Genomic DNA, 18,522 nt, shown 5'->3' with positions numbered 1-18,522 from the left:
ACCTGAGTTCGTGACCCGCACTCAGGGCCGGGTGTCAGAAGGACCTGTAGTCGCGCGCCGGCATCCGCGGCCCCCGCGCGGGCGGACGCACGCCGCTGAGCCAGATGAGCACCGTCGCCCGGTGCCGGTGCCCCCGGTACGGCTCCAGCAGCCGCATCATCCCCTCGTCGTCGGTCTTCTCCCCCGTCAACGCGTAGCCGACCAGCTTGGCCAGGTGGAAGTCCCCCACGCTCACCGCGTCGGCGTCGCCGAAGACGCGCTGGCGCACCTCGGCCGACGTCCACACGCCGATCCCGGGCAGGGCCCGCAGCAGTCGGTCGAGCTCCTCGGTGGTGGCGGCGGCCTCCAGCTTGGCGGCGTGCCAGGCGGCGTTGGCTATCGTCCTGGCCCGGACGGCCTCCGCGCCCGCCCGGTGCCAGTGCCAGCTCGGGATCTGCCGCCACACGACCGGCTCGGGCGCCACCCGCATGCCGTCGGGGGCCGGGCCGGGCGCGGGCTCGCCGTAGTGGCGCAGCAGGTGGCGCCAGGCCCGCCACGCCTCCCGGCCGACGACCTTCTGCTCCAGCACGGCGGGCACCAGCGCCTCCATGACCCGCCCGGTACGCCCGATGCGCAGCCCCGCGTGCTTGCGGGCCACGTCCGCCAGCACGTCGTGCCGGACGCGGAAGCCGGAGACGTCGTCGAGCGCGCCGAGCAGGGCGGGCAGGGTCTCCAGCGACCAGCCGGCGCCGGGCCCCCACGCCTGGGCGTGCACGGATCCGGCCGTCACGGTGACGCGCAGGGTGCTCGGGCCGTCGGGGGTGCGGCAGGTGCGCCAGACCGAGCCGTCGGGGGTGCGGCGCCAGGCGGGGTCGCCGGTGCCGCGCCTGTGGGGGCCTAGGGCCAGCTCGACGTCGAGCGGCCCGTCGGGCTCCCACCTGCGTTCCATCACCCGTCCAGTCTGCCGCGCGGCGGCGGGTGGTCGCTCACCCGCACGGCCCGGCCGAGCGGGTCAGGGCCGGGTCAGACGTCGCTGGAGTAGCGCACCGCGCGCTCGGGCAGCTCGATGCCGGGCCAGACGCGCACCCCGCCCTGGAGCTCGTTGCCCGGCCCGACCACCGCGCCGTCGCCGATCACCGCGTCGCGCACGACCGTGCCGGCGCAGATCCGCGCGCCCTTGCCCACGACCGAATCGCTCACGGTGGCGCCGGACTCGACGACGCAGTCGTCGCACAGCACCGACCCCACCACGGACGCGCCCGCCTCGACGACGGCCCGCGCGCCGACGGCGGTGCCGCCCTGGACCTTGGCCTCGGCCGAGATCTCGGCCCCGTCGAGCGCCAGGTGCTCGCCCTGCGGGCCGGGCAGCGCGGGCGAGTCGAGCCGCCCGAGCACCAGGTCGCGCGAGCCCTTCACGAACGCGGCGGGAGTGCCCACGTCGAGCCAGTACGTCCGGTCGGCGTACCCGAGCACCAGCTCGCCGGAGTCGATCAGCCCGGGGAACGTCTCGCGCTCCACGGAGACGACCTCGCCGCGCGGGATCGAGTCGATCACCGAGCGGGTGAAGACGTAGCAACCGGCGTTGATGCGGTTGGTGACCGGGTTGGGGGTCTTCTCCAGGAACGCGGTGACCCGTCCGGACTCGTCGGTCGGGACGCAGCCGAACCGCGTCGGGTCGTCCACCTCCGTCAGGTGCAGCGTCACGGCGGCCTCGCGCTCGCAGTGGGTGCGCACCTGGTCGCCGATGTCGTGCCCGGACAGGATGTCGCCGTTGAGGATGAGCACCGGGTCGGAGGGCCCCGCGGTGAGCGCCTCGGCTGCGTTGCGGATGGCCCCGCCGGTGCCGAGCGGCGTCTCCTCGGTCATGTATTCGAGCGAGAGCCCGAGTGCCGACCCGTCACCGAAGGCGGGCTCGAACATCGCCGCCTTGTACGAGGTCGCGAACACGATCCGGCGTACGCCGAAGGACCGGGCGCGGGCGAGTTGGTGGGCCAGGAACGGCACTCCGGCGGTCGGCAGCAGCGGCTTGGGCGTGCCCAGTGTCAGCGGACGCAGGCGTGTGCCCTGCCCCCCGACCAGGAGGATCGCCTCGAGGTCTGGCAAAGAGCTCTCCATCACTCCGTGAGAGTAGCGAACTATTCGATTGCGCGTTGATAAGAGTTGAGATGCGCCTCCGCGGAGGCCTCCCAGGTGAATTCGCGTGCCCGTGCCCGCCCGGCCTCCTGCAACTGCCGCCTCCGCTCGGAGGAGGCCAGCAGCTCGCCCAGGGCGTCGGCGATGCTGTCCGCGTCCGGTTCAGTGTAGGCGACGGCGTCGCCGCCCACCTCGGGCAGCGAGGTGCGATGGCTGGTCAGGACGGCCGCGCCGCAGGCCATGGCCTCCAGCACCGGCATGCCGAAGCCCTCGCCCCGCGAGGGGAACGCCACGACGAGCGCCCCGCCCAGGAACCCCGGCAGGTCGGGCGCGCGCAGGTATCCCGGCCTGATCACCCGGACGGTGGCCTCCACCTCACGGCAGGCGGCGTCGACGTCGTCCTCGTGCACGCCGCCGCCGAGCACCAGCGCGGGCGGCGTCTCCAGCCGCTTCACGGCGGCGGCGAAGCCGCGGATCAGGTTGGGCACGTTCTTGCGGGGGTCGAGGTTGCCGAGGAAGGCCACGTACGGCCGGCCGTGCAGCCCGCACCTGATGGCCGCCCGGCGGATCTCGTCCTGGCTCGGCGGGTGGAAGTGGGCCACGTCGACGCCGTGGTAGGCGACGTCGATGCGGGTGGGGTCGGCCGACAGCACGCGGACCAGCTCGTCCCTGGTCGCCTTGGACGGCACGATGACCCGCTGGGCGTGCCGGACGGCGGTGCGCGTGGCCGAGCGGAAGAACGCGGCCCTGGCCGGGCTGTGCTGCTCGGGCTCGGTGAACCAGGTCACGTCGTGCACCGTCACGACGGTCGGGACGCCGGAACGCAGCGGCATGGAGTAGTAGGGGGCGTGGATGACCTCGGCCCCCGTCTGGCGGGCGAGCAGCGGCACGCCGGTCTGCTCCCAGGCGAGCCTGGCGGCCCTGTTGGTGATGGCGACGGGGCCGGGGATGACCCGGGCCGAAGGCGCCAGGCGCCGGTACCTTTCCGCGTCCGCACGCTGGCAGACCACGGCCAGATCGTTCCCGGCCCGGTGGAGCGCGGCCACGAGCCCGTCCACGTACCGGATCAACGCGCCACGGTCGGCGGGGACCGCGGCGGCATCGACGAGCACTCGAGGCATTACGTGGATCTTCTCCCCTCAAGATCGACGTGGGACCTGGCGGGCCCCCTCTTCGATTCAGCTTATGACCACCCTCCCCCAAATCGTGGGGCAAATCACACCGAGTCGCGACGTGAGGCGATTCCCGCCAAGCCCGCGCAGATCAGGTCCCCGACGACGATGACGATGCGGGAGCAGAGGGCCACAGCGATGGCCGCGCCGCTGTCGAGCACGGGGGCGAGCACCGCCACCATCGCCGCCTCGCGCACCCCGGCCCCCGCCGGCACGACGAAGGTCACGATGCCCAGACACCACGACAGGGCGAAGGCCCCGACGGCGAACAGCAGGCCGCCCTGCGGGGCGATGAAGAAGAAGTGCACGCCGTAGGCCGTCCAGCCGGCCAGCGCCCAGCCGAGCGCGGTGAGCATGCCACGACGGGTGAGCGGACGTTCCAGGGGCTCCCGCCCGAGCTTGCGCAGGCCGAAGCCGATCACGCCGTTGACGACCTTGGGCTCCAGCAGCACCAGCAGCAGCGGGATGAACAGCAGCACCCAGCCGAACCGGTGCCAGCCGAGCGTGACCAGCGTGACGAGCAGGCCGCTGGCGATCTGGACGGGCATCATCAGGAAGAACGCCGTGGCGCTGCGCGGGCGCGGCACGCCCAGGTCGCGGCCCATCTCCATCTGGGCGAGCACCGGCCAGACAGCGCCGGGGATGTACTTGCCGAGCTGGCCGACGAAGAACACCTTGGCGGCCGGCCGCAGCGGCAGCGGCGAGCCCAGGTCGGCCAGCAGGGTGCGCCAGGTGAGCATGGCCCCGAGCAGCGCGGCGACCACCGCGACGAGCGACCCGGCCAGCGCCGGCCACGACAGCCGGGCGAACCCGGCCACCACGGCGTCCCACTGCCTGGCCACCGCCCACGCGCCGAAGGCGAGCGCGACGGCCAGGAAGCCGAAGCGCAGCAGCCGGCGCGGCAGCGACCGCTTGGGGATCGCGCTCGCGCCGGTCTCCTCCACGAGGCTCACAGCGGCAGGACCCGCTCGGGCGGCTGCGGCAGCGCCGGCCCCGCGGGCCTGCGCGGCGTCTTGGTGGCCACCCACAGGTACGTCGGGACGACGGGCAGCAGCAGCCGCAGCACCTCGCGCGGGACGCGCGCCAGCACGGCCTTGACCAGCCGCCCGGGCAGGCCGGGGAACAGCTCGGAGCCGGCGAACCTGGTCGGCGTGGCCAGCACCGGGAACGTGTAGTCCCAGACGTGGAAGGCCCGCAACATCTTGCGCAGCCCCCGCCGCGTCCTGAACCGCTCGTAGTAGTGGTCGGCCCGGCCGGACGCGCGCACGTAGCGGTCGGCCAGCGCGGGCGGCAGGTACGACAGGAACGGCAGCTTGTAGTGGGGCTCGACGACCCCGAGCCGGTTGCCGAGCCCGAGGTAGAGCACCCCGTCGTCGGACAGCACGCGGTGCATCTCGGCCACCACGGCGTCGGGGTCGACCACGTGCTCGTAGATGTGGTTGAACACCAGCACGTCGATCGACCCGTCGGGGAAGGGCAGCGCCGTGCCGTCGCCGCAGACGAACGCCACCCGCTCGCCGAACCGGTCGGCGGCCTTGCGCAGCCCCGGCACGTCGATGTCGATGCCCAGCGTGTGCTTGGCCCCGGCCTGGGCCAGCTCGTCGGCGATGAACCCGGCCGAGCAGCCGACATCTCCCACGGTCAGCCCGCCGAGCGGCCCCTGGAAGTGCTCCAGCACGGCGATGATCTTCGCGGCCTTGCGGCGGCGTTTGTCCTCGTCGAGCATGGCCGACTGGAATTCGGAGTACTCGAGCTGCGCGACGCGTTGCTTGCCCACGCCGCCCAACAGTACCCGCGCCGCGGGCCCCGGTACGCTGACCTGCCCGACATGCCGGCTCTCCACGACCGCCCGGCAGGCCGGCTCTGCGCGACCTGCCCGGCATGCTGGCTCTCCGCCCGGGCTCCCGCGTAGCCTGGCCTGATGCTGCGCCGCCTGCTGCGCGTCCTGCTCGCGCTGGTCGCCCTCGCCTTCCTCGGCTACGGCCTGGCGAGGAACTGGCACGACACGACGCAGGCCCTGACCAGGCTGTCGCCGTGGGCGGTGCTCGGGGCGTTCGGGGCGGTGCTGGCCGGGCAGGTCTGCATGCTGGTGGCCTGGCGGCAGATCATGGCGGGGCTCGGCACGCGGCTGCCGCTGCGGGTGGCCGGGCGGATCATGTTCGTGGGACAGCTCGGCAAGTACATCCCGGGCGCGGTGTGGGCGTACGCGGCCATGATGGACCTCGGGCGCGACCACGGGAGCCCGCCGCGGCGCACGTTCGCCACGATCTCGCTCGGGCTGGTGGTCAACCTGGGCGTCGGCATCTCGATCGCCGCCGCAACGCTGAGCTCGCACGAGGCCGTCCGCCGGGCCTGGTACGTCGTGCTGCTCGTGCCGGTGATCATCGTGTGCCTGCATCCCAAGGTGCTCACCTGGGGGCTCAACCTGGCGTTGCGCATCGCCCGCAAGGAACCGCTGGAGAGCGTGCTGCCCGGCCGCACGGTCGTCGTCACGGTCGCCTGGACGGCGCTCGGCTGGTTCGTCTACGGCCTGCACACCTGGCTGCTGTCCGGCCGCCCCGACCTCTACCTCGTGTCGACCGGCGCGTACGCGTTCGCCTGGTGCACCGGCATCCTGGCCTTCGTGGTGCCCGCCGGGGTGGGCGTGCGGGAGGGCGCGCTCGTGCTGGTGCTCGGGCCGGTCATCGGCACCGCCCCGGCCATCGCGGTGGCGATCGTGTCGCGGCTGGCGTTCACGCTGGCCGACGCGGTCGCCGCGGGGGTCGCGTTCGTGCTCGGCCGTCAGAGCGCGAGCAGCGCGCCCGCGTACGCGGCCCAGAACGGCTCGGGATCGACCGCCTTGACCCCCGACCGCAACCTCTCCGGCTCGCCCGAGGCGTAGAAGCGCTCGATCGCCGCGCGCAGCGCCCCGGCGTCGCCCGGCTCGACCAGCAGGCCGTCGACGCCGTCGGTCACGTGGTCGGCCAGCGCGCCCACCCGGGTGGCGATCACCGGCACGCCGTGCTCGTGGCCGAGCCAGACGTTCTGGCTGGCGGTCGCGCTCCGGTACGGCAGCACCAGCGCGTCGGCCGCGGCGAACAGCTTGGGCACGTCGGCGGCGGGGACGTACCCGGGCCGCAGCTCGACCCGGTCGGCCAGGCCCAGCTCGTCGATCAGCGCCTTCGTGCCGTCGAGCCCGCCCCAGAACTCGCCCGCGACGGTCAGCGAGACGCCCTCGGGCAACGCCCGCAACAGCAGGTCGAGCCCCTTGTACGGGCGCACCATCCCGAAGAACAGCAACCGCCCGCGCACCCCGCCCGACTGCTCGGCCGACGTGGACGGCAGATGCGGCGGCAGCCCCGCCACCCCGACCGGCCTGCCCGGAGCGAGCCCCCTGGCCAGCTCGGCCTGCTGCTCGGAGTGGGCCAGCACGCCGTCGACCCGCCGCAGCAGCGCCTTCATCAGCGGCTGGTCGTACGGCTTCCGCTCGTGCGGCAGCACGTTGTGGCAGAGCGCGACCGTCCGGACCTTCCGCCCGATACCGGACAGGATCCCCAGATACGGAGGAACCTGCACAGGACTCAGCACCGCCAGCACCACCAGGTCGGCCGTGCGCAGCCGCCGCCCCGCCGCGAACCACCCGCCGGGCCGCCGCCAGTCGAGCCGCCGCGCGGTCCTCGGGTACGGCGTGCCCTCGGGCTCGGAGATCGTCTGCTGCCCCGGGTAGAGGAACGACGGGTACTGGGCCCGCCACGACTCGATCACCACGTCGTGGCCCTGGGCCGCCAGCCGGTGCGCCAGCTCGGTGGTGTGCTGCGCCCCGCCCCCCTTGTACGGGTAGGTCGGGCCGACGATCGCGATGCGCACGCGCTATTCCCCCCGCGACCGCACGATCAGGTCGGCCAGCAGCGCCACCGAGCCGATCAGCAGGCCCGACAGGAAGATCATGACCGTGTTGGCCGGGAAGTAGAACGGCTGCCGGATCATGTCCCAGACGCCCTTCACCATGCCGATCGCCACCAGCCAGAGCGCGGGCGGCATGAGCACCTTGAGCGGGTTGAAGTACATGATCATCCGCAGCACCTGCAGGATGTAGCGGTAGGCGTCGGAGACGAAGCTGAACTTCGACTTGCCGGCCCGCTTGGCGTACTCGATGGGCAGGTAGTAGACGTCGTGCTGGTTCGACAGGAACGACAGCGTGATCGTCGTGACGCACGAGAACCCGGGCGGCAGCAGCCGCAGGTACGGCCGGGCCACCGACTTGCGGAAGGCGCGCAGGCCCGAGTTGAGGTCGGGGATCTTCTGCCCGGCGAGCTTCTCGGCCACCTTGCGGATCACCCACTTGGCCGGCACCCGCAGGATCTTGTGCGACCCCTCCTCGCTGGTGCGCGCGCCGACGACCTGGTCGACCGTCTGGTCCTTCTCCAGGATCTGCACCAGCTCGGGGATGCGCTCGTTGGGGTAGGTCATGTCGGCGTCGGTCCAGACGACGATCTCGCCCTTGGCCTCCTGCGTGCCGATCCGGCGCACGGTGCCGGAGCCGCCGTTGCGGTGGAAGGCGCGGATGCGCAGGTGGGGATAGTCGGGCGCGGCCTCCTTGAGCCGGGCCAGGGTCTGGTCGGTCGAGCAGTCGTCGACGGCGACCAGTTCGTAGGTGTAGCCGCTGGAGTCCATCGCCCGCGTGATGCGCTCGACCTCGTCGATGACGTGGTCCTGCTCGTTGTAGCAGGGCAGGACGATCGTGACGTACGGCGCTTCTTCCACGGCAGGTCCACTCTTGGGGGTCTCAAGCGTGCTCACGGGGGTCGAGGGTACTCTGCCCCGCTGGAAGCCGAGTCCACATCGACGGGCTTCAGACTCACTTGATCAGCTGCGACCATCCTACGCCGGGCATCCTGAGCATCTCCTGACCGACGGCCTTGGCCCTTGCCGGGTCGTCGAACCGTACGCACAACACCTCGGAGACGGCGTCGAGCGTGAGAGCCGGCACGTCGCCCTGGTAGAGCCGGGAAAGGCGCAGGCCGAACGGCTTGTCCTGAAGGAACACCTCGTCCACGCCGTCCAGCTCGCGCAGCCGCGCCACGACCGCGTCGCGCTGGGCCTCGGTCGCCGCGGCCCGGCAGGCGGGGTACTGCCGCCGGCGGCTGCACATCACGACGCTCAGGTCGGCCTTGCCCTCCCAGAAGCCGGGCATCCGGGGCATGACCAGGATGCCCGGCTCCCCGGCCAGCCGCCGCCGGACGGCGCCGTAGTCGGCCGGGCCGCGCAGCCCGGCCTCGATCTGCGGGATCCAGCTCGCCTCGCGGGGCTTGGCCAGTCCCTCGTCGATGATCACCTTCTGGGCCCAGCGCCGCTCGATCTCGTCGGCGGGCACCAGCGTGGGCGCGACCGCCTCGGGAATCTGCCGGACCAGCGCCAGCACCCGCTCGGCGGTCCCCTCCGGGCAGCCCTGGGTCCCCTCGGTGCACAGCGTGACGGTGAAGCCGTCCACGACGGGCAGCGCGCCGACGGGAGGAGGTGAGGGCAGGAGCGAGCGCCGGTACAGGAACCAGCCGCCCCCGCCGAGCGCCGCCACCACCAGGACGGCCGCCACGATCATCGCCGCCGTCCTCTGGTGGGCTCTGATCCAGGGCCGTAACCAGGGCTCCCGGTCGTCGCCGAACGACAGCTCGTCGGTGTCAGACATGTCCAGAACTATCGCGATCTTCCCGGACCGGGGTCAACCCACCGCCATCCACACGTTCACCCGCAGAGACCACGTGCCGTCGGGCGGATCCACGAGCGAGCGCTCGTCCTGGCGGGTCACCAGGCCCATGATCTGGCGCGGGGTTCCGTAGGGGGCTACCTGGGCGGGGTCCGCGGCGAGCACGACCGGCACCCGGCCGGCCGCCCTGACCCGTTCGACGGCCGCCCGGACCGCCGGCTCCTCCGCCAGGTCCTGCGTCGGGGGCCGCGTCACCTGCGCCGCCGGACGGCCGCACATCCCGCGGACGAGCTGGGTGAACCGGTCGCCGGTCACCCGCTCGACGAACAACACCGACGCCTCGGGCGGGATCGCCGCGCACATCGTCCGGACCGCCGCCGCCTCCCCCCGCTCGACCGGCGTGAACGCGGTGCCGATCGAGGTCACCACCGGCGGCGCGAGCACCAGCAGCACCCCCGCGACCGTCGCCCACCGCCGTACCGGCTCGCGCGGCCACGACCGCTCACGCAACCAGCCCAGCCCCCACACCGCCAGCACGATCAGCCCGGGGATCACGACCGGGACCAGCCGCCGCGAGGCCCACGGCTGGTCGGGGGTGATCTCGGGGCGCAGCAGCGTGGTGACCGTCGTCCAGCCGATCACCGCCAGCGGCAGCAGCCAGACGAACGGCCTGCCGTCGCGCAGCAGCCTGCGCAGCAGCACGGCCGCCGCCACCGTGGCCAGGACGACGGCCGGGATGCCGATGTACCAGGTGACCCAGTGGAGTGAGTACTCGAAGTACAGCCGCTCCGGCTGGATGGGCAGGCCGTTGGCCTGCTGGGTCTGGGCGATGAACTCGGCCGTGCGGGCGTCGTCGACGTTCGTGGCCTTCCTGGTCACGGTCTGGAACCAGGGACGGGCGTACAGGGCGGCCATGACCAGCACGACCAGCGCGGCCCCCGCCGTCGGCAGCCACCGCGGCGGCCGGATCCTGGCCAGGACGGGTGCGGCCGCCACGCCGATCGGAGCGAGCACGAGCACGACCGCGCAGATGACCAGCAGCGGCCGGACGGAACCCGACAGATACTCCAGGTACGGCCGGGCCAGCGCGTACGCCGCCACCAGCCCCAGCCCCGCCCCCGCCACCAGCCCGGCCAGCAGCGGCACCCCCACCGCCCCCTGCGGCCTGCCCGACCGCCGCATCGCGATCAGCAGCCCCGCGTACGCCAGCACCGGCAGCACGTCGCGCAGCCCGTCGACCCTGACCAGCACGGCCAGCCCCAGCACCAGCCCGGCCGGCAGCCCCTGCCGCCAGCCGGGCCGCTCGGCCTCGATCGCGTCCTGCGCCAGCGCCAGGCCGCCGAACAGCAGGATCAGCGACGGGATCTCGCTGAACGTCGTGCGCGAGGTGTAGAGGATCGGCAGGCTCACCGCGAACGCCGCCGCCGCGAGCACCGCCCACCGCCCGCCGGCCAGCCGCGCCGCCACCCCGGCCACCGTCAGCACGGCCAGCGCCCCCAGCACGGCCGGCACCGCGAACGGCGCCCCCAGCCAGTCGCCGATCGCGAACAACATCGGCGGCCCCGGCATGAACTGCGGCACCACGCCGCCGTCCACCGGGTAGGTGCCGACGCTGTCGAAGTACAGGGAAGGGTCGTGGCCGCCGAACGCCGCGGCCTGGTCGGGGATCGGCAGCGAGCCGTGCCCGGCGATCCAGGCCGCGTACTGGGCGTAGGTCGCCGGGTCGCGCCGGACGAGGAGCTGCTCGGAGTGCATGACGACGTTGAACACGCCCGACCCGGCGGCCACCGCCAGGACCCCGGCCACCTGCCACGGCGTGGCCTGGACGCCCTGGCCCGCGCCACGCGCCCCGCGCCGGACGCCGCGCGTGCCCGCCCAGCACAACAGCGCCGCCGCGGTCACCCCGAGCAGCAGCGCGGGCAGCGGCGCGAACCGGCCGGCCAGCAGCAGCGGCAGGCCCACGAGCAGCCAGCCCGCCACGGCGAGGGCGGGCGACACCGACAGCGCGGCCAGTACACGGCCCGATCGATCACGTTCCATCGGTGAGCGAGCGTATCCAACGCCGGAGTCACGGCGTCCACGGAAACGCGGGTAGCGTACGCGAGGTGCAGGAGGAGCGGGATGACGCGCAGGTGAAGCCGGGGCCGGGTGCGGGAGCCCCAGCCCGGGACGGCGCACCCCACACCTGGCGGCAGATCGCCTCCCGGGTCCAGGAGCCCGGTTGGTGGCGGATCGTCTTCCGCGTCAGGGAGCCCGGCTGGTGGCGGCGGCACGGCTGGTTCGCGGGTGTGCTGGCGGTCGGCGCGGCGCTGCGCGCGCTCGCCATGCTCGGCTACCGCCCGGCCCTGTGGTTCCCCGACTCCTACACCTACATCGTCACCGTCTTCCACCCACGCCCCGACCTGGTGCGCCCGGCGGGCTACTCGATGTTCCTGAAGCTCCTGCAACCGTTCCACGGCTTCTGGGCGGTCACCGCCGCGCAACACCTGCTCGGCCTGGCCACCGGCGTCATCGTCTACGTGGCCGCGCGCCGGGCCCCCCGCTGGGCGCGCACGCTCGCGGCCGTCCCCGTGCTGCTGGACGCGTACCAGGTCGAGCTGGAGCACCTGCTGGTCTCCGACACGCTGTTCCTGTTCCTGATCGTGGCCGCCGTGGCGCTGAGCCTGACCGAGAGGCCCTCCACCGTCGCCGCCATCGGCCTGCTGCTGGCCGCCGCCACCCTGACCAGGACCGTCGGCCAGCCGCTCATCGTCGTCCTGGCCGCGTGGTTCGTGCTGCGCAGGCGCGTGGGCCTGGCCGGGGCGCTGCTCGCCGCCGCGCTGGTCCCGGTGGTCGCCTACGGCGCCTGGTTCTACGCCGCCAACCACCGCGTCGGCCTGGTGGGCGCGAACGGCGTCTTCCTCTACGCCCGCACGATGTCCTTCGCCGACTGCGCCAAGATGGACCCGCCGGCCGACCTGCGGGTCCTGTGCGACCCGCGTCCGCCGGAGCTGCGCCCGCCGTCGCAGGAGTACATCTGGAGCAAGGACTCGCCGCTGGTGAAACTGCCGGGGATCACGTTCTCGAAGGCGAACGACGACCTGGCCTCCAGGTTCGCGACCCTGGCCGTCACCAGCCAGCCGCTCGACTACGCCGGCTCGGTGCTGTCCGAGCTGGGCCGCACGTTCGCGTGGGGGCGTCCGGTCTATCCCGACGCGGAGATCTACGCCTACTACGAGTTCCCGGTGACCCCACCCGGACCACCTGGCCGCTATCCCGCGCAGGTCGGCGCCGACTATGCCAAGCTCTACGAGCAGGGTGCGATCGGTACGGAGATCGTCGAGCCCTACGCAGGGTGGCTGCGGGGCTACCAGAGCGTGGTGCGCCTGCCCGGCCCGGTGCTGCTGGTGCTCCTGCTCGCGCCGCCCGTCGCGGCCGCCGTGCGCAGGGCGCGGGGCCTGCGTCACGCCGGTCCGCCGGCGTGGCTGGTGCCCTGGTCGGCAGCCGTTGTGCTACTCGTCACACCGCCCGCCGTGGCCGAGTTCGACTACCGGTACGTGCTTCCGGCCGCGCCTCTCGCCTGCCTGGCGGGGGCCCTGAGCGTCCGGCCTGACCTGCGGAGACGGTCAGAAAGCGGGAAAGACTTTGGCAATGATATTCCACGAAATGTCCGGCTCTGAGTATGCTGTGCCGCGGAAACATCACGCCCGGGTCACGGTCGTTTCCGGCGGTCATGGCACCGGGCACGCCGTACGTGACCTAATCTCGTGGCGCGGAGCGACCAAGCCGGCGCGTTGGCGCAAGGAACGAGGCTGGGGGGCGTATGAGTGACTACAGGAGCGCGTCCGTTCAGGACGCCAGAGTCGCCTCCAGCGCTCCGGGCAGCCGGATGGCGCGACGGGCGGCGGGCTCCCCGCCTTCCCCGCCCGACGACCGGCCCGCCCGCGGCCACCGCGGCGACGGCGACGGCGGCGGGCAGGGCAAGATGCGGGTGCTGGCCTGGGTCAGCATCGCCGTCACCACGGTCATGGTCGCCGGCGCGCTGACCGGCTACACCGTCTACCGCGACGCCTTCGGCAACATCACCCAGAAGAGCGTCAAAGAGGACATCATCAACCCGCGTCCGCGTGACACGGGCGCGCTCAACGTGCTGCTCGTCGGCTCCGACACCCGCGCGGGCAAGGGCAACGCCCGATACGGCCAGCAGATCGCCAGGACGGCCGACGCCGGCGGCAAGCGCACCGACACGATCATCGTCATGCACATCTCCCCCAACCGGGACAAGGCGCGCCTGATCAGCTTCCCGCGCGACTCGATGGTGCAGATCCCGAAGTGCAAGAACGAGACCACCAAGGCCGAGATGCCGCCCCGCCGGGACATGATCAACTCGGCGTACAACTCCGGCGGCATCGCGTGCACGATCTCCACGATCGAGACGCTCACCCAGATCCGCATCAACCACTTCGTCGAGGTCGACTTCAGCGGCTTCAAGAACATCGTCGACGCCCTCGGCGGCATCGAGATCTGCCTCAAGTCCGGCGTCAACGACAAGGCGTCCCATCTCGTCCTGCCTCCGGGCAAGAGCCTGCTCAACGGCGAGAAGGCGCTCGGTTACGTACGCCTGCGCCACTACGGCGACGGCAGCGACATCCAGCGCATCAAGCGCCAGCAGATCTTCCTGAGCAAGGTCATCGCCAAGGCCACGAGCAGCGAGCTGCTCACCGACATCGGCAAGCTGACCGGCTTCATCAAGGCGGCGGCGGGCTCGGTCACCATGGACCCCGAGCTGGCCAACGACACCCAGCAGCTCATCGACATCGCCACCAGCGCCAAGGAGCTGACCGCGGGCGGCGTGCAGCTCACCACGATCCCGTGGCTGCCCGACCCGCAGGACCCCAACCGGGTGGTCTGGAAGGAGCCCGACGCCTCCGCGCTGTGGGCCTCGGTCATCAGCGACACCGATCTGCCCAGCCCGTCCCCGAGCGCCGGCGCGACCACCAAGCCCAAGGTCACCCCGAAGCCCGAGCAGGTCAAGGTCCAGGTGCTCAACGGCACCACCACGCCGGGCAAGGCCCGCCTGGTGGCCGACGAGCTGGCCAAGCAGGGCTTCAACGTCGTCGGCGTGGGCAACTACCAGGCCGCCGACGGCGCGAGCCTGCCGGCCAGCGAGATCCACTACGCCAAGGGCGCCGCCACCGGCGCCGACTACGCGGCCGTGCTGTCCGGCGCGGTGCTGCCCAAGCCGGCCCCCACCGCGGGCAAGGTCACCGCGACCAACCCGCAGCCCTACACCTCCGGCCTTTCCGCCGGAACCGGCGGAAAGGGCGCTCCGGTGCTCCAGCTCGTCGTGGGCTCGGACTTCAAGTCGGTCAAGGTGACCAAGCTTCCTGACAGCGTGAACAACAGCACGATCACCGCCTCCGACCAGAAGAACGTGTGCACCTGAGGCTCCAAGTTCCCTGTGGAACCGGACGTCTGGTGAGACAGGGACCACTAGATCGAGATAATGTTTGCGGGTCGGCGACGCAGCGCGACACAGCCGCAGTTAAGGCGGTTGTAAGTATGAAATGTCAGAATTGCGTCGTGCACCCCGGCCCCTAGCGAAGCTGAGCTCCCCAGTGTCTGACACAAAGTTCTCCCCACCGGTCACGACCCCGCGGAGCCCTGACGGCCCCGGCGAGGAAGGTGGGCCGGCGAACACTGGAGCTCGCTGGCCCCTGCCCCAGGAGCCCGTCTGGGGCAACCAGACCGACCCCCACGGCATCGCGACGGCCGAGCGTCCCGCCGAGCAGCAGGAGCCCGCCGAGGAGCCCGAGCCGCCCAAGCGCCGGCGCGACCCCTACCTCGACAACGTCAAGTTCATCCTGATCGCGCTCGTGCCGCTGGGCCACTCGCTGGTGCCCACGCTCGCGGCCCATTCCTCCAGAGCGCTCTACATCTACATCTACATGTTCCACATGCCGCTGTTCGTGTTGATCAGTGGCTACCTGTCCAGGAACTTCTGGAACTCGAACGCGAAGACGAACAAGCTCGTCGACACGTTCGTCGTGCCGTACGTGATCGTGGAGATCGGCTACGCCGCCGTCCGCGCCGGGCTCGGCCAGAAGTGGAGCCTCACGATCATCGATCCGGCGTGGCTCAACTGGTACCTGCTGGCGCTGCTGTTCTGGCGGTTGTCCACACCGGTGTGGAAGCGGATGAAGCACCCGGTCCCGGTCGCCATCGTGATCTACATGTTCGCCGGGTTCTCGCAGATCACCGGCGACTTCAGCATGGACCGCTTCTTCGGCCTGCTGCCGTTCTTCGTGATCGGCCTGGTGATGCAGCCCGAGCACTTCGAGATGCTCAACAAGTTCTGGATCAAGATCGCGTCGGGCGTCACGCTGCTGTGCGCGGCGGCCGTGGCCATCGTCATCGCGCCCAAGGCGCCGCTCGCCCCGTTCTACTTCAAGAACAGCTTCCAGGACATGGACCTGTCCTGGTGGATGGGCCTGCTGCTCAAGGCCGGGCTGCTGGTCTGCGCCCTGGCGATGAGCTTCGCCGTGCTGGCGCTGGTGCCGCGCGGCGAGACCTGGTACTCCGACCTCGGCACCCGCACGCTCTACTGCTACCTGCTCCACGGCATCCCGGTGCTGATCGCCAAGGACCAGGGCTGGCTGGCCCTGCCGTGGCTGCACGGGCCGCTCGGGGTGCTCGCCATCGCGTGCAGCTCGTTCGCGCTGGCGATCGTGTTGTGCCTGCCGGAGACGCGCACGGTCTTCAAATGGGTGCTCGAACCTCGCCTGACCTGGCTCTATCGCCGCCCCTCTGGAAGTTAAGCGGCACTTCTACCTGAGTTAACGCCTTTGACCTGGTAGACGCGGAGCATCGACACATGCGCGCATGTGTCGCCACCACCGTCCATCATCCCGAGGACGCCCGGATCATGCACCGGCAGATCAGGGCGCTGCTCGACGCGGGCCACGAGGTGACCTACGTCGCGCCGTTCACCTATTACAACGTGACCCCGGCCGTCGGGCTCACGGCCGTCGACGTCGCCCGGCAGGCGCCGTACGGGAAGGCCCGCGCGGCGCTGAGACGCGGCGTGCGGGACGCCGACCTGCTGATCGTGCATGATCAACGGCTGCTGCGCGTGCTGCCCCACCGGCGCCCTCCGGTCGTCTGGGACGTCCGCGAGGACGTCTCCCCCAGGCGGCGGGCACGCGCGGAGAGACGGCACCACGTGATCACCTCCGCCGTGGTGCCCGAAGCGACCCTGGTGTCGCCCAGCCCGCCTCCTCCCGGCGACACCAGGGTCGTGCACATCGGCCGCCTGGCGGCCGACCGCGGCGTGGCCGAGCTGATCGCCCTGGCCGAGCGCCTGGCGCCGCACGGCGTCCGGATGGACCTCATCGGCGGCGCCGACCGCGACGTGCGCCCGCTGCTGCGCGACGCCCAGCGCGTCGGCCTGCTCGACTGGTTCGGGTACGTGCCCAACCGGCACGCCCTGCGCATGTCCGAGGGCGCTCTGGCCGGGCTGTCCCTGGCCGGCGACGCCGTGACCGAGCCGCCGACGAAGATCCTCGACTACATGGGCCGCGGCCTGCCGGTGATCGCCACCCCGCAGGCCGCCCCGCTGGTCAGGGGCACCGGCTGCGGCCTGGTCGTACCCCTGGACGTGGACGCGCTGCTGGACGCCGTACTGGACCTCAAGGAGGACCCCGTGCGGCGGGCCGACCTGGGGGCGCTCGGGCACGCCGAGGCCCGGCTGCGCCACCACTGGCCCGACCGGGCCGGGGACTTCGTCAAGCTGGCCGAGTCGTGGGCGGCCCTGCCCGAACACGCGCTGGCGGTGTAGGAATGGCCAGCGGGCGCCGGGGTTGATGTACTGGACCCATGGCATCGCATCTGATCCAGGGCCGGACGGTGGGCATGCCTGTGCGAGTGGAGGACGCGGAGGTCTGCAGCGCCTTCTACGCGGTGCGGGCCGACGCGGCGCGGGCGGTGATCGCCTACTCCGGCCTCGACGTGGCCGAGGTGTTGCCCGGCAAGGCCGTGTGCGTGCTGCTGTTCGTCGACTACCGCAGGGGCGACCTCGACGCCTACCACGAGTTCGGGATGGCCTTCCTGATCCGGCGGCCGGGGACGGCGGGCAAGATCGGGCTCGGCGACCTGCGCGGCGCGGGCGTCTTCGTCCACTGGCTGCCCGTCGACCAGCGGTTCACGCTGGAGGCGGGGCGGACGATCTGGGGCTTCCCCAAGGAGCTGGCCGACATCGAGCTGCGGCTCGGGTCTCCGTACAAGCGGTGTGTGCTGCGCAAGGACGGCAGGCTCGTGCTCGACCTGCTGATCAGGCCCGGGGTGCCGGCGCCGGCCGCCATGGCGCCGCTCGACGCCTTCACCCATCTGGAGGGCGTCACCCGGCGCATCCCGTGGTCCGTACGCGCCGAGGGCGCCCGCGTGCGGCCGGGCGGCGCGCTGATCCGCCTGGGCAACCACCCGATCGCCAAGGAACTCAGCGAGCTGGGGCTGCCCAAGCGGGCGCTGTTCGCCTCGACCGTCTCCCGGGCCTCGATGACCTTCGGCGAGGCGGAGGCGGTCTAGACGATCGGCGGACGGCCGAGCTTGACCATGCGCCAGGCGGTGCGCCAGGCCATGGCACGCCGCTCGCCCGCGGGCGTGCGCAACCCCTCGAAGAAGCCGGAGAACCACGCCTTGATCGCGACCCCCGAACGGCGCTCGCGGATCAGGGTGAGCACCACCCAGTTGGTCAGGTAGAGGAACGCCAGCGGCCACGGCAGGTTACGACGGGCCAGCCAGACGCGGTTACGGGCGTTGAGCCGGTAGAACTGCGCATGGCGGGTCGGCGGGACCTGCGGGTGGTACATGACGGTCTCGGCGTCGTACTCGATCCGGTAGCCCTCGCCCAGCAGGCGCCAGGCCAGGTCGGTCTCCTCGTGCGCGTAGAAGAACTTCTCCGGCAGGCCGCCGACCTGGAGGAAGGCCGAACGCCGCACGGCCGAGGCGCCGCCCAGGAACGTGGTGACCGGCGAGGAGCGCTGCGGGTCGCCCGCACGCAGCCGGGGCACGTGCCGCCGCTGGCCGACGCCGCCCTCGGGGTCCATCACCCGGAAGGAGATCACCGCGAGGTCGGGCTCGGTGGCGAACCGGTCGCGCACGTGGGCGACGACCTTCTGGTTGGCGTACCAGCCGTCGTCGTCGAGGAACAGCACGACGTCGCCGGAGCACTCCTCGACGCCGCGGTTACGGCCGGCGGGAATGCCTGTGTTGTGGTCGAGCCGGATCGTCTTCACGACCGCGGCCGAGCCCTCGGGTGGCGTCGCCGGCACCTGGGGCACGTCGGCGCCGTTGCCCACGATCACCACTTCGACGTCGCCGTCGATCTGGTTGAGCGCGGACTCGACGGCCCGGTTCAGCTCCGCGACCCGGTTGCCCATGGTGAGGATGACGCACGAAATCTTCAACGGGTCATCGTCCTGACGCGTTGAGGACACGAGCGGAGCATACTTTCATGATCACCGAGTCTGCTGGTCTGCATCTTGTTGACAATGGTGGAGCTAAGCGTATCGGAACCGA

16 protein-coding genes are annotated in these 18,522 nt (G+C 72.0%); 6 read left to right on the top strand and 10 right to left on the bottom strand.

Annotated elements, in window-relative coordinates; translation table 11 throughout:
* Nucleotides 1–34: 34 nt before the first annotated feature.
* From ACWCSU_RS01990 to ACWCSU_RS01970, 5 genes are all read right to left on the bottom strand, one after another.
* Nucleotides 35–928 (bottom strand): DNA-3-methyladenine glycosylase family protein, encoded by an 894-nt coding sequence (locus ACWCSU_RS01990; protein WP_357702735.1) that lies wholly within the window; start codon nt 926–928, stop codon nt 35–37.
* A 74-nt stretch (nt 929–1,002) separates the two neighbouring features.
* A complete protein-coding gene (locus ACWCSU_RS01985; RefSeq protein ID WP_449932930.1) occupies nt 1,003–2,082 on the bottom strand; it encodes a sugar phosphate nucleotidyltransferase in 1,080 nt (359 codons plus the stop codon).
* 32 nt (nt 2,083–2,114) lie between these two features.
* Nucleotides 2,115–3,233 carry a glycosyltransferase family 4 protein gene (locus ACWCSU_RS01980; protein ID WP_357702678.1) on the bottom strand — a complete coding sequence of 373 codons (1,119 nt, stop codon included), beginning with the start codon at nt 3,231–3,233 and terminating at the stop codon, nt 2,115–2,117.
* 95 nt (nt 3,234–3,328) lie between these two features.
* Nucleotides 3,329–4,237 carry a lysylphosphatidylglycerol synthase domain-containing protein gene (locus ACWCSU_RS01975; protein WP_364086376.1) on the bottom strand — a complete coding sequence of 303 codons (909 nt, stop codon included), beginning with the start codon at nt 4,235–4,237 and terminating at the stop codon, nt 3,329–3,331.
* On the bottom strand, nt 4,234–5,061 hold the full coding sequence (locus ACWCSU_RS01970) for a class I SAM-dependent methyltransferase (protein ID WP_357702674.1): 828 nt from the start codon (nt 5,059–5,061) through the stop codon (nt 4,234–4,236). The genes ACWCSU_RS01975 and ACWCSU_RS01970 overlap by 4 nt, the downstream gene beginning before the upstream one ends.
* Nucleotides 5,062–5,205: 144 nt before the next feature.
* Between ACWCSU_RS01970 and ACWCSU_RS01965 the strand changes: the two genes are divergently transcribed.
* Nucleotides 5,206–6,165, top strand: a complete 960-nt coding sequence (locus ACWCSU_RS01965) for a lysylphosphatidylglycerol synthase transmembrane domain-containing protein (protein WP_357702672.1) — start codon at nt 5,206–5,208, stop codon at nt 6,163–6,165.
* Here the strand turns inward: ACWCSU_RS01965 and ACWCSU_RS01960 are convergent.
* The 4 genes from ACWCSU_RS01960 to ACWCSU_RS01945 are packed head-to-tail and all read right to left on the bottom strand — an operon-like array spanning nt 6,066 to nt 11,007.
* Nucleotides 6,066–7,130 carry a glycosyltransferase family 4 protein gene (locus ACWCSU_RS01960; RefSeq protein WP_449932926.1) on the bottom strand — a complete coding sequence of 355 codons (1,065 nt, stop codon included), beginning with the start codon at nt 7,128–7,130 and terminating at the stop codon, nt 6,066–6,068. The genes ACWCSU_RS01965 and ACWCSU_RS01960 overlap by 100 nt on opposite strands.
* 3 nt (nt 7,131–7,133) lie before the next feature.
* Nucleotides 7,134–8,063 (bottom strand): glycosyltransferase family 2 protein, encoded by a 930-nt coding sequence (locus ACWCSU_RS01955; RefSeq protein WP_357702668.1) that lies wholly within the window; start codon nt 8,061–8,063, stop codon nt 7,134–7,136.
* 58 nt (nt 8,064–8,121) lie between these two features.
* Nucleotides 8,122–8,949 carry a hypothetical protein gene (locus ACWCSU_RS01950; protein ID WP_449932923.1) on the bottom strand — a complete coding sequence of 276 codons (828 nt, stop codon included), beginning with the start codon at nt 8,947–8,949 and terminating at the stop codon, nt 8,122–8,124.
* A 33-nt stretch (nt 8,950–8,982) separates the two neighbouring features.
* A complete protein-coding gene (locus ACWCSU_RS01945; RefSeq protein ID WP_449932921.1) occupies nt 8,983–11,007 on the bottom strand; it encodes a glycosyltransferase family 39 protein in 2,025 nt (674 codons plus the stop codon).
* Between the two features lie 65 nt (nt 11,008–11,072).
* Here ACWCSU_RS01945 and ACWCSU_RS01940 point away from each other — a divergent pair, with 65 nt between their 5' ends.
* The 5 genes from ACWCSU_RS01940 (at nt 11,073) to ACWCSU_RS01920 (ending at nt 17,529) form a co-directional block, all read left to right on the top strand.
* Nucleotides 11,073–12,626: a hypothetical protein gene (locus ACWCSU_RS01940; protein WP_449932919.1), complete on the top strand. Its 1,554-nt coding sequence runs from the start codon at nt 11,073–11,075 to the stop codon at nt 12,624–12,626.
* Nucleotides 12,627–12,769: 143 nt separating this feature from the next.
* Entirely contained in the window at nt 12,770–14,392 is a 1,623-nt protein-coding gene (locus ACWCSU_RS01935; protein WP_357702660.1) for an LCP family protein, read from the top strand.
* A gap of 172 nt (nt 14,393–14,564) precedes the next feature.
* A complete protein-coding gene (locus ACWCSU_RS01930) occupies nt 14,565–15,764 on the top strand; it encodes an acyltransferase family protein (protein WP_357702658.1) in 1,200 nt (399 codons plus the stop codon).
* A gap of 56 nt (nt 15,765–15,820) precedes the next feature.
* Nucleotides 15,821–16,783, top strand: coding sequence for a glycosyltransferase (locus tag ACWCSU_RS01925; RefSeq protein WP_449932916.1), 963 nt, complete (start codon nt 15,821–15,823; stop codon nt 16,781–16,783).
* 38 nt (nt 16,784–16,821) lie between these two features.
* Entirely contained in the window at nt 16,822–17,529 is a 708-nt protein-coding gene (locus ACWCSU_RS01920; RefSeq protein ID WP_357702654.1) for an acetoacetate decarboxylase family protein, read from the top strand.
* On the opposite strand, the gene ACWCSU_RS01915 is transcribed toward ACWCSU_RS01920, so the two are convergent.
* Nucleotides 17,526–18,410: a glycosyltransferase family 2 protein gene (locus ACWCSU_RS01915; RefSeq protein ID WP_357702652.1), complete on the bottom strand. Its 885-nt coding sequence runs from the start codon at nt 18,408–18,410 to the stop codon at nt 17,526–17,528. The two genes, ACWCSU_RS01920 and ACWCSU_RS01915, sit on opposite strands and share 4 nt — an antisense overlap.
* Between the last annotated feature and the right edge of the window lie 112 nt (nt 18,411–18,522).

This window comes from Nonomuraea sp. NPDC001699, assembly GCF_053596455.1.
The sequence above is the reverse complement of the archived record's forward strand: the minus strand, read 5'-3'. Positions and strand labels throughout refer to the sequence as shown.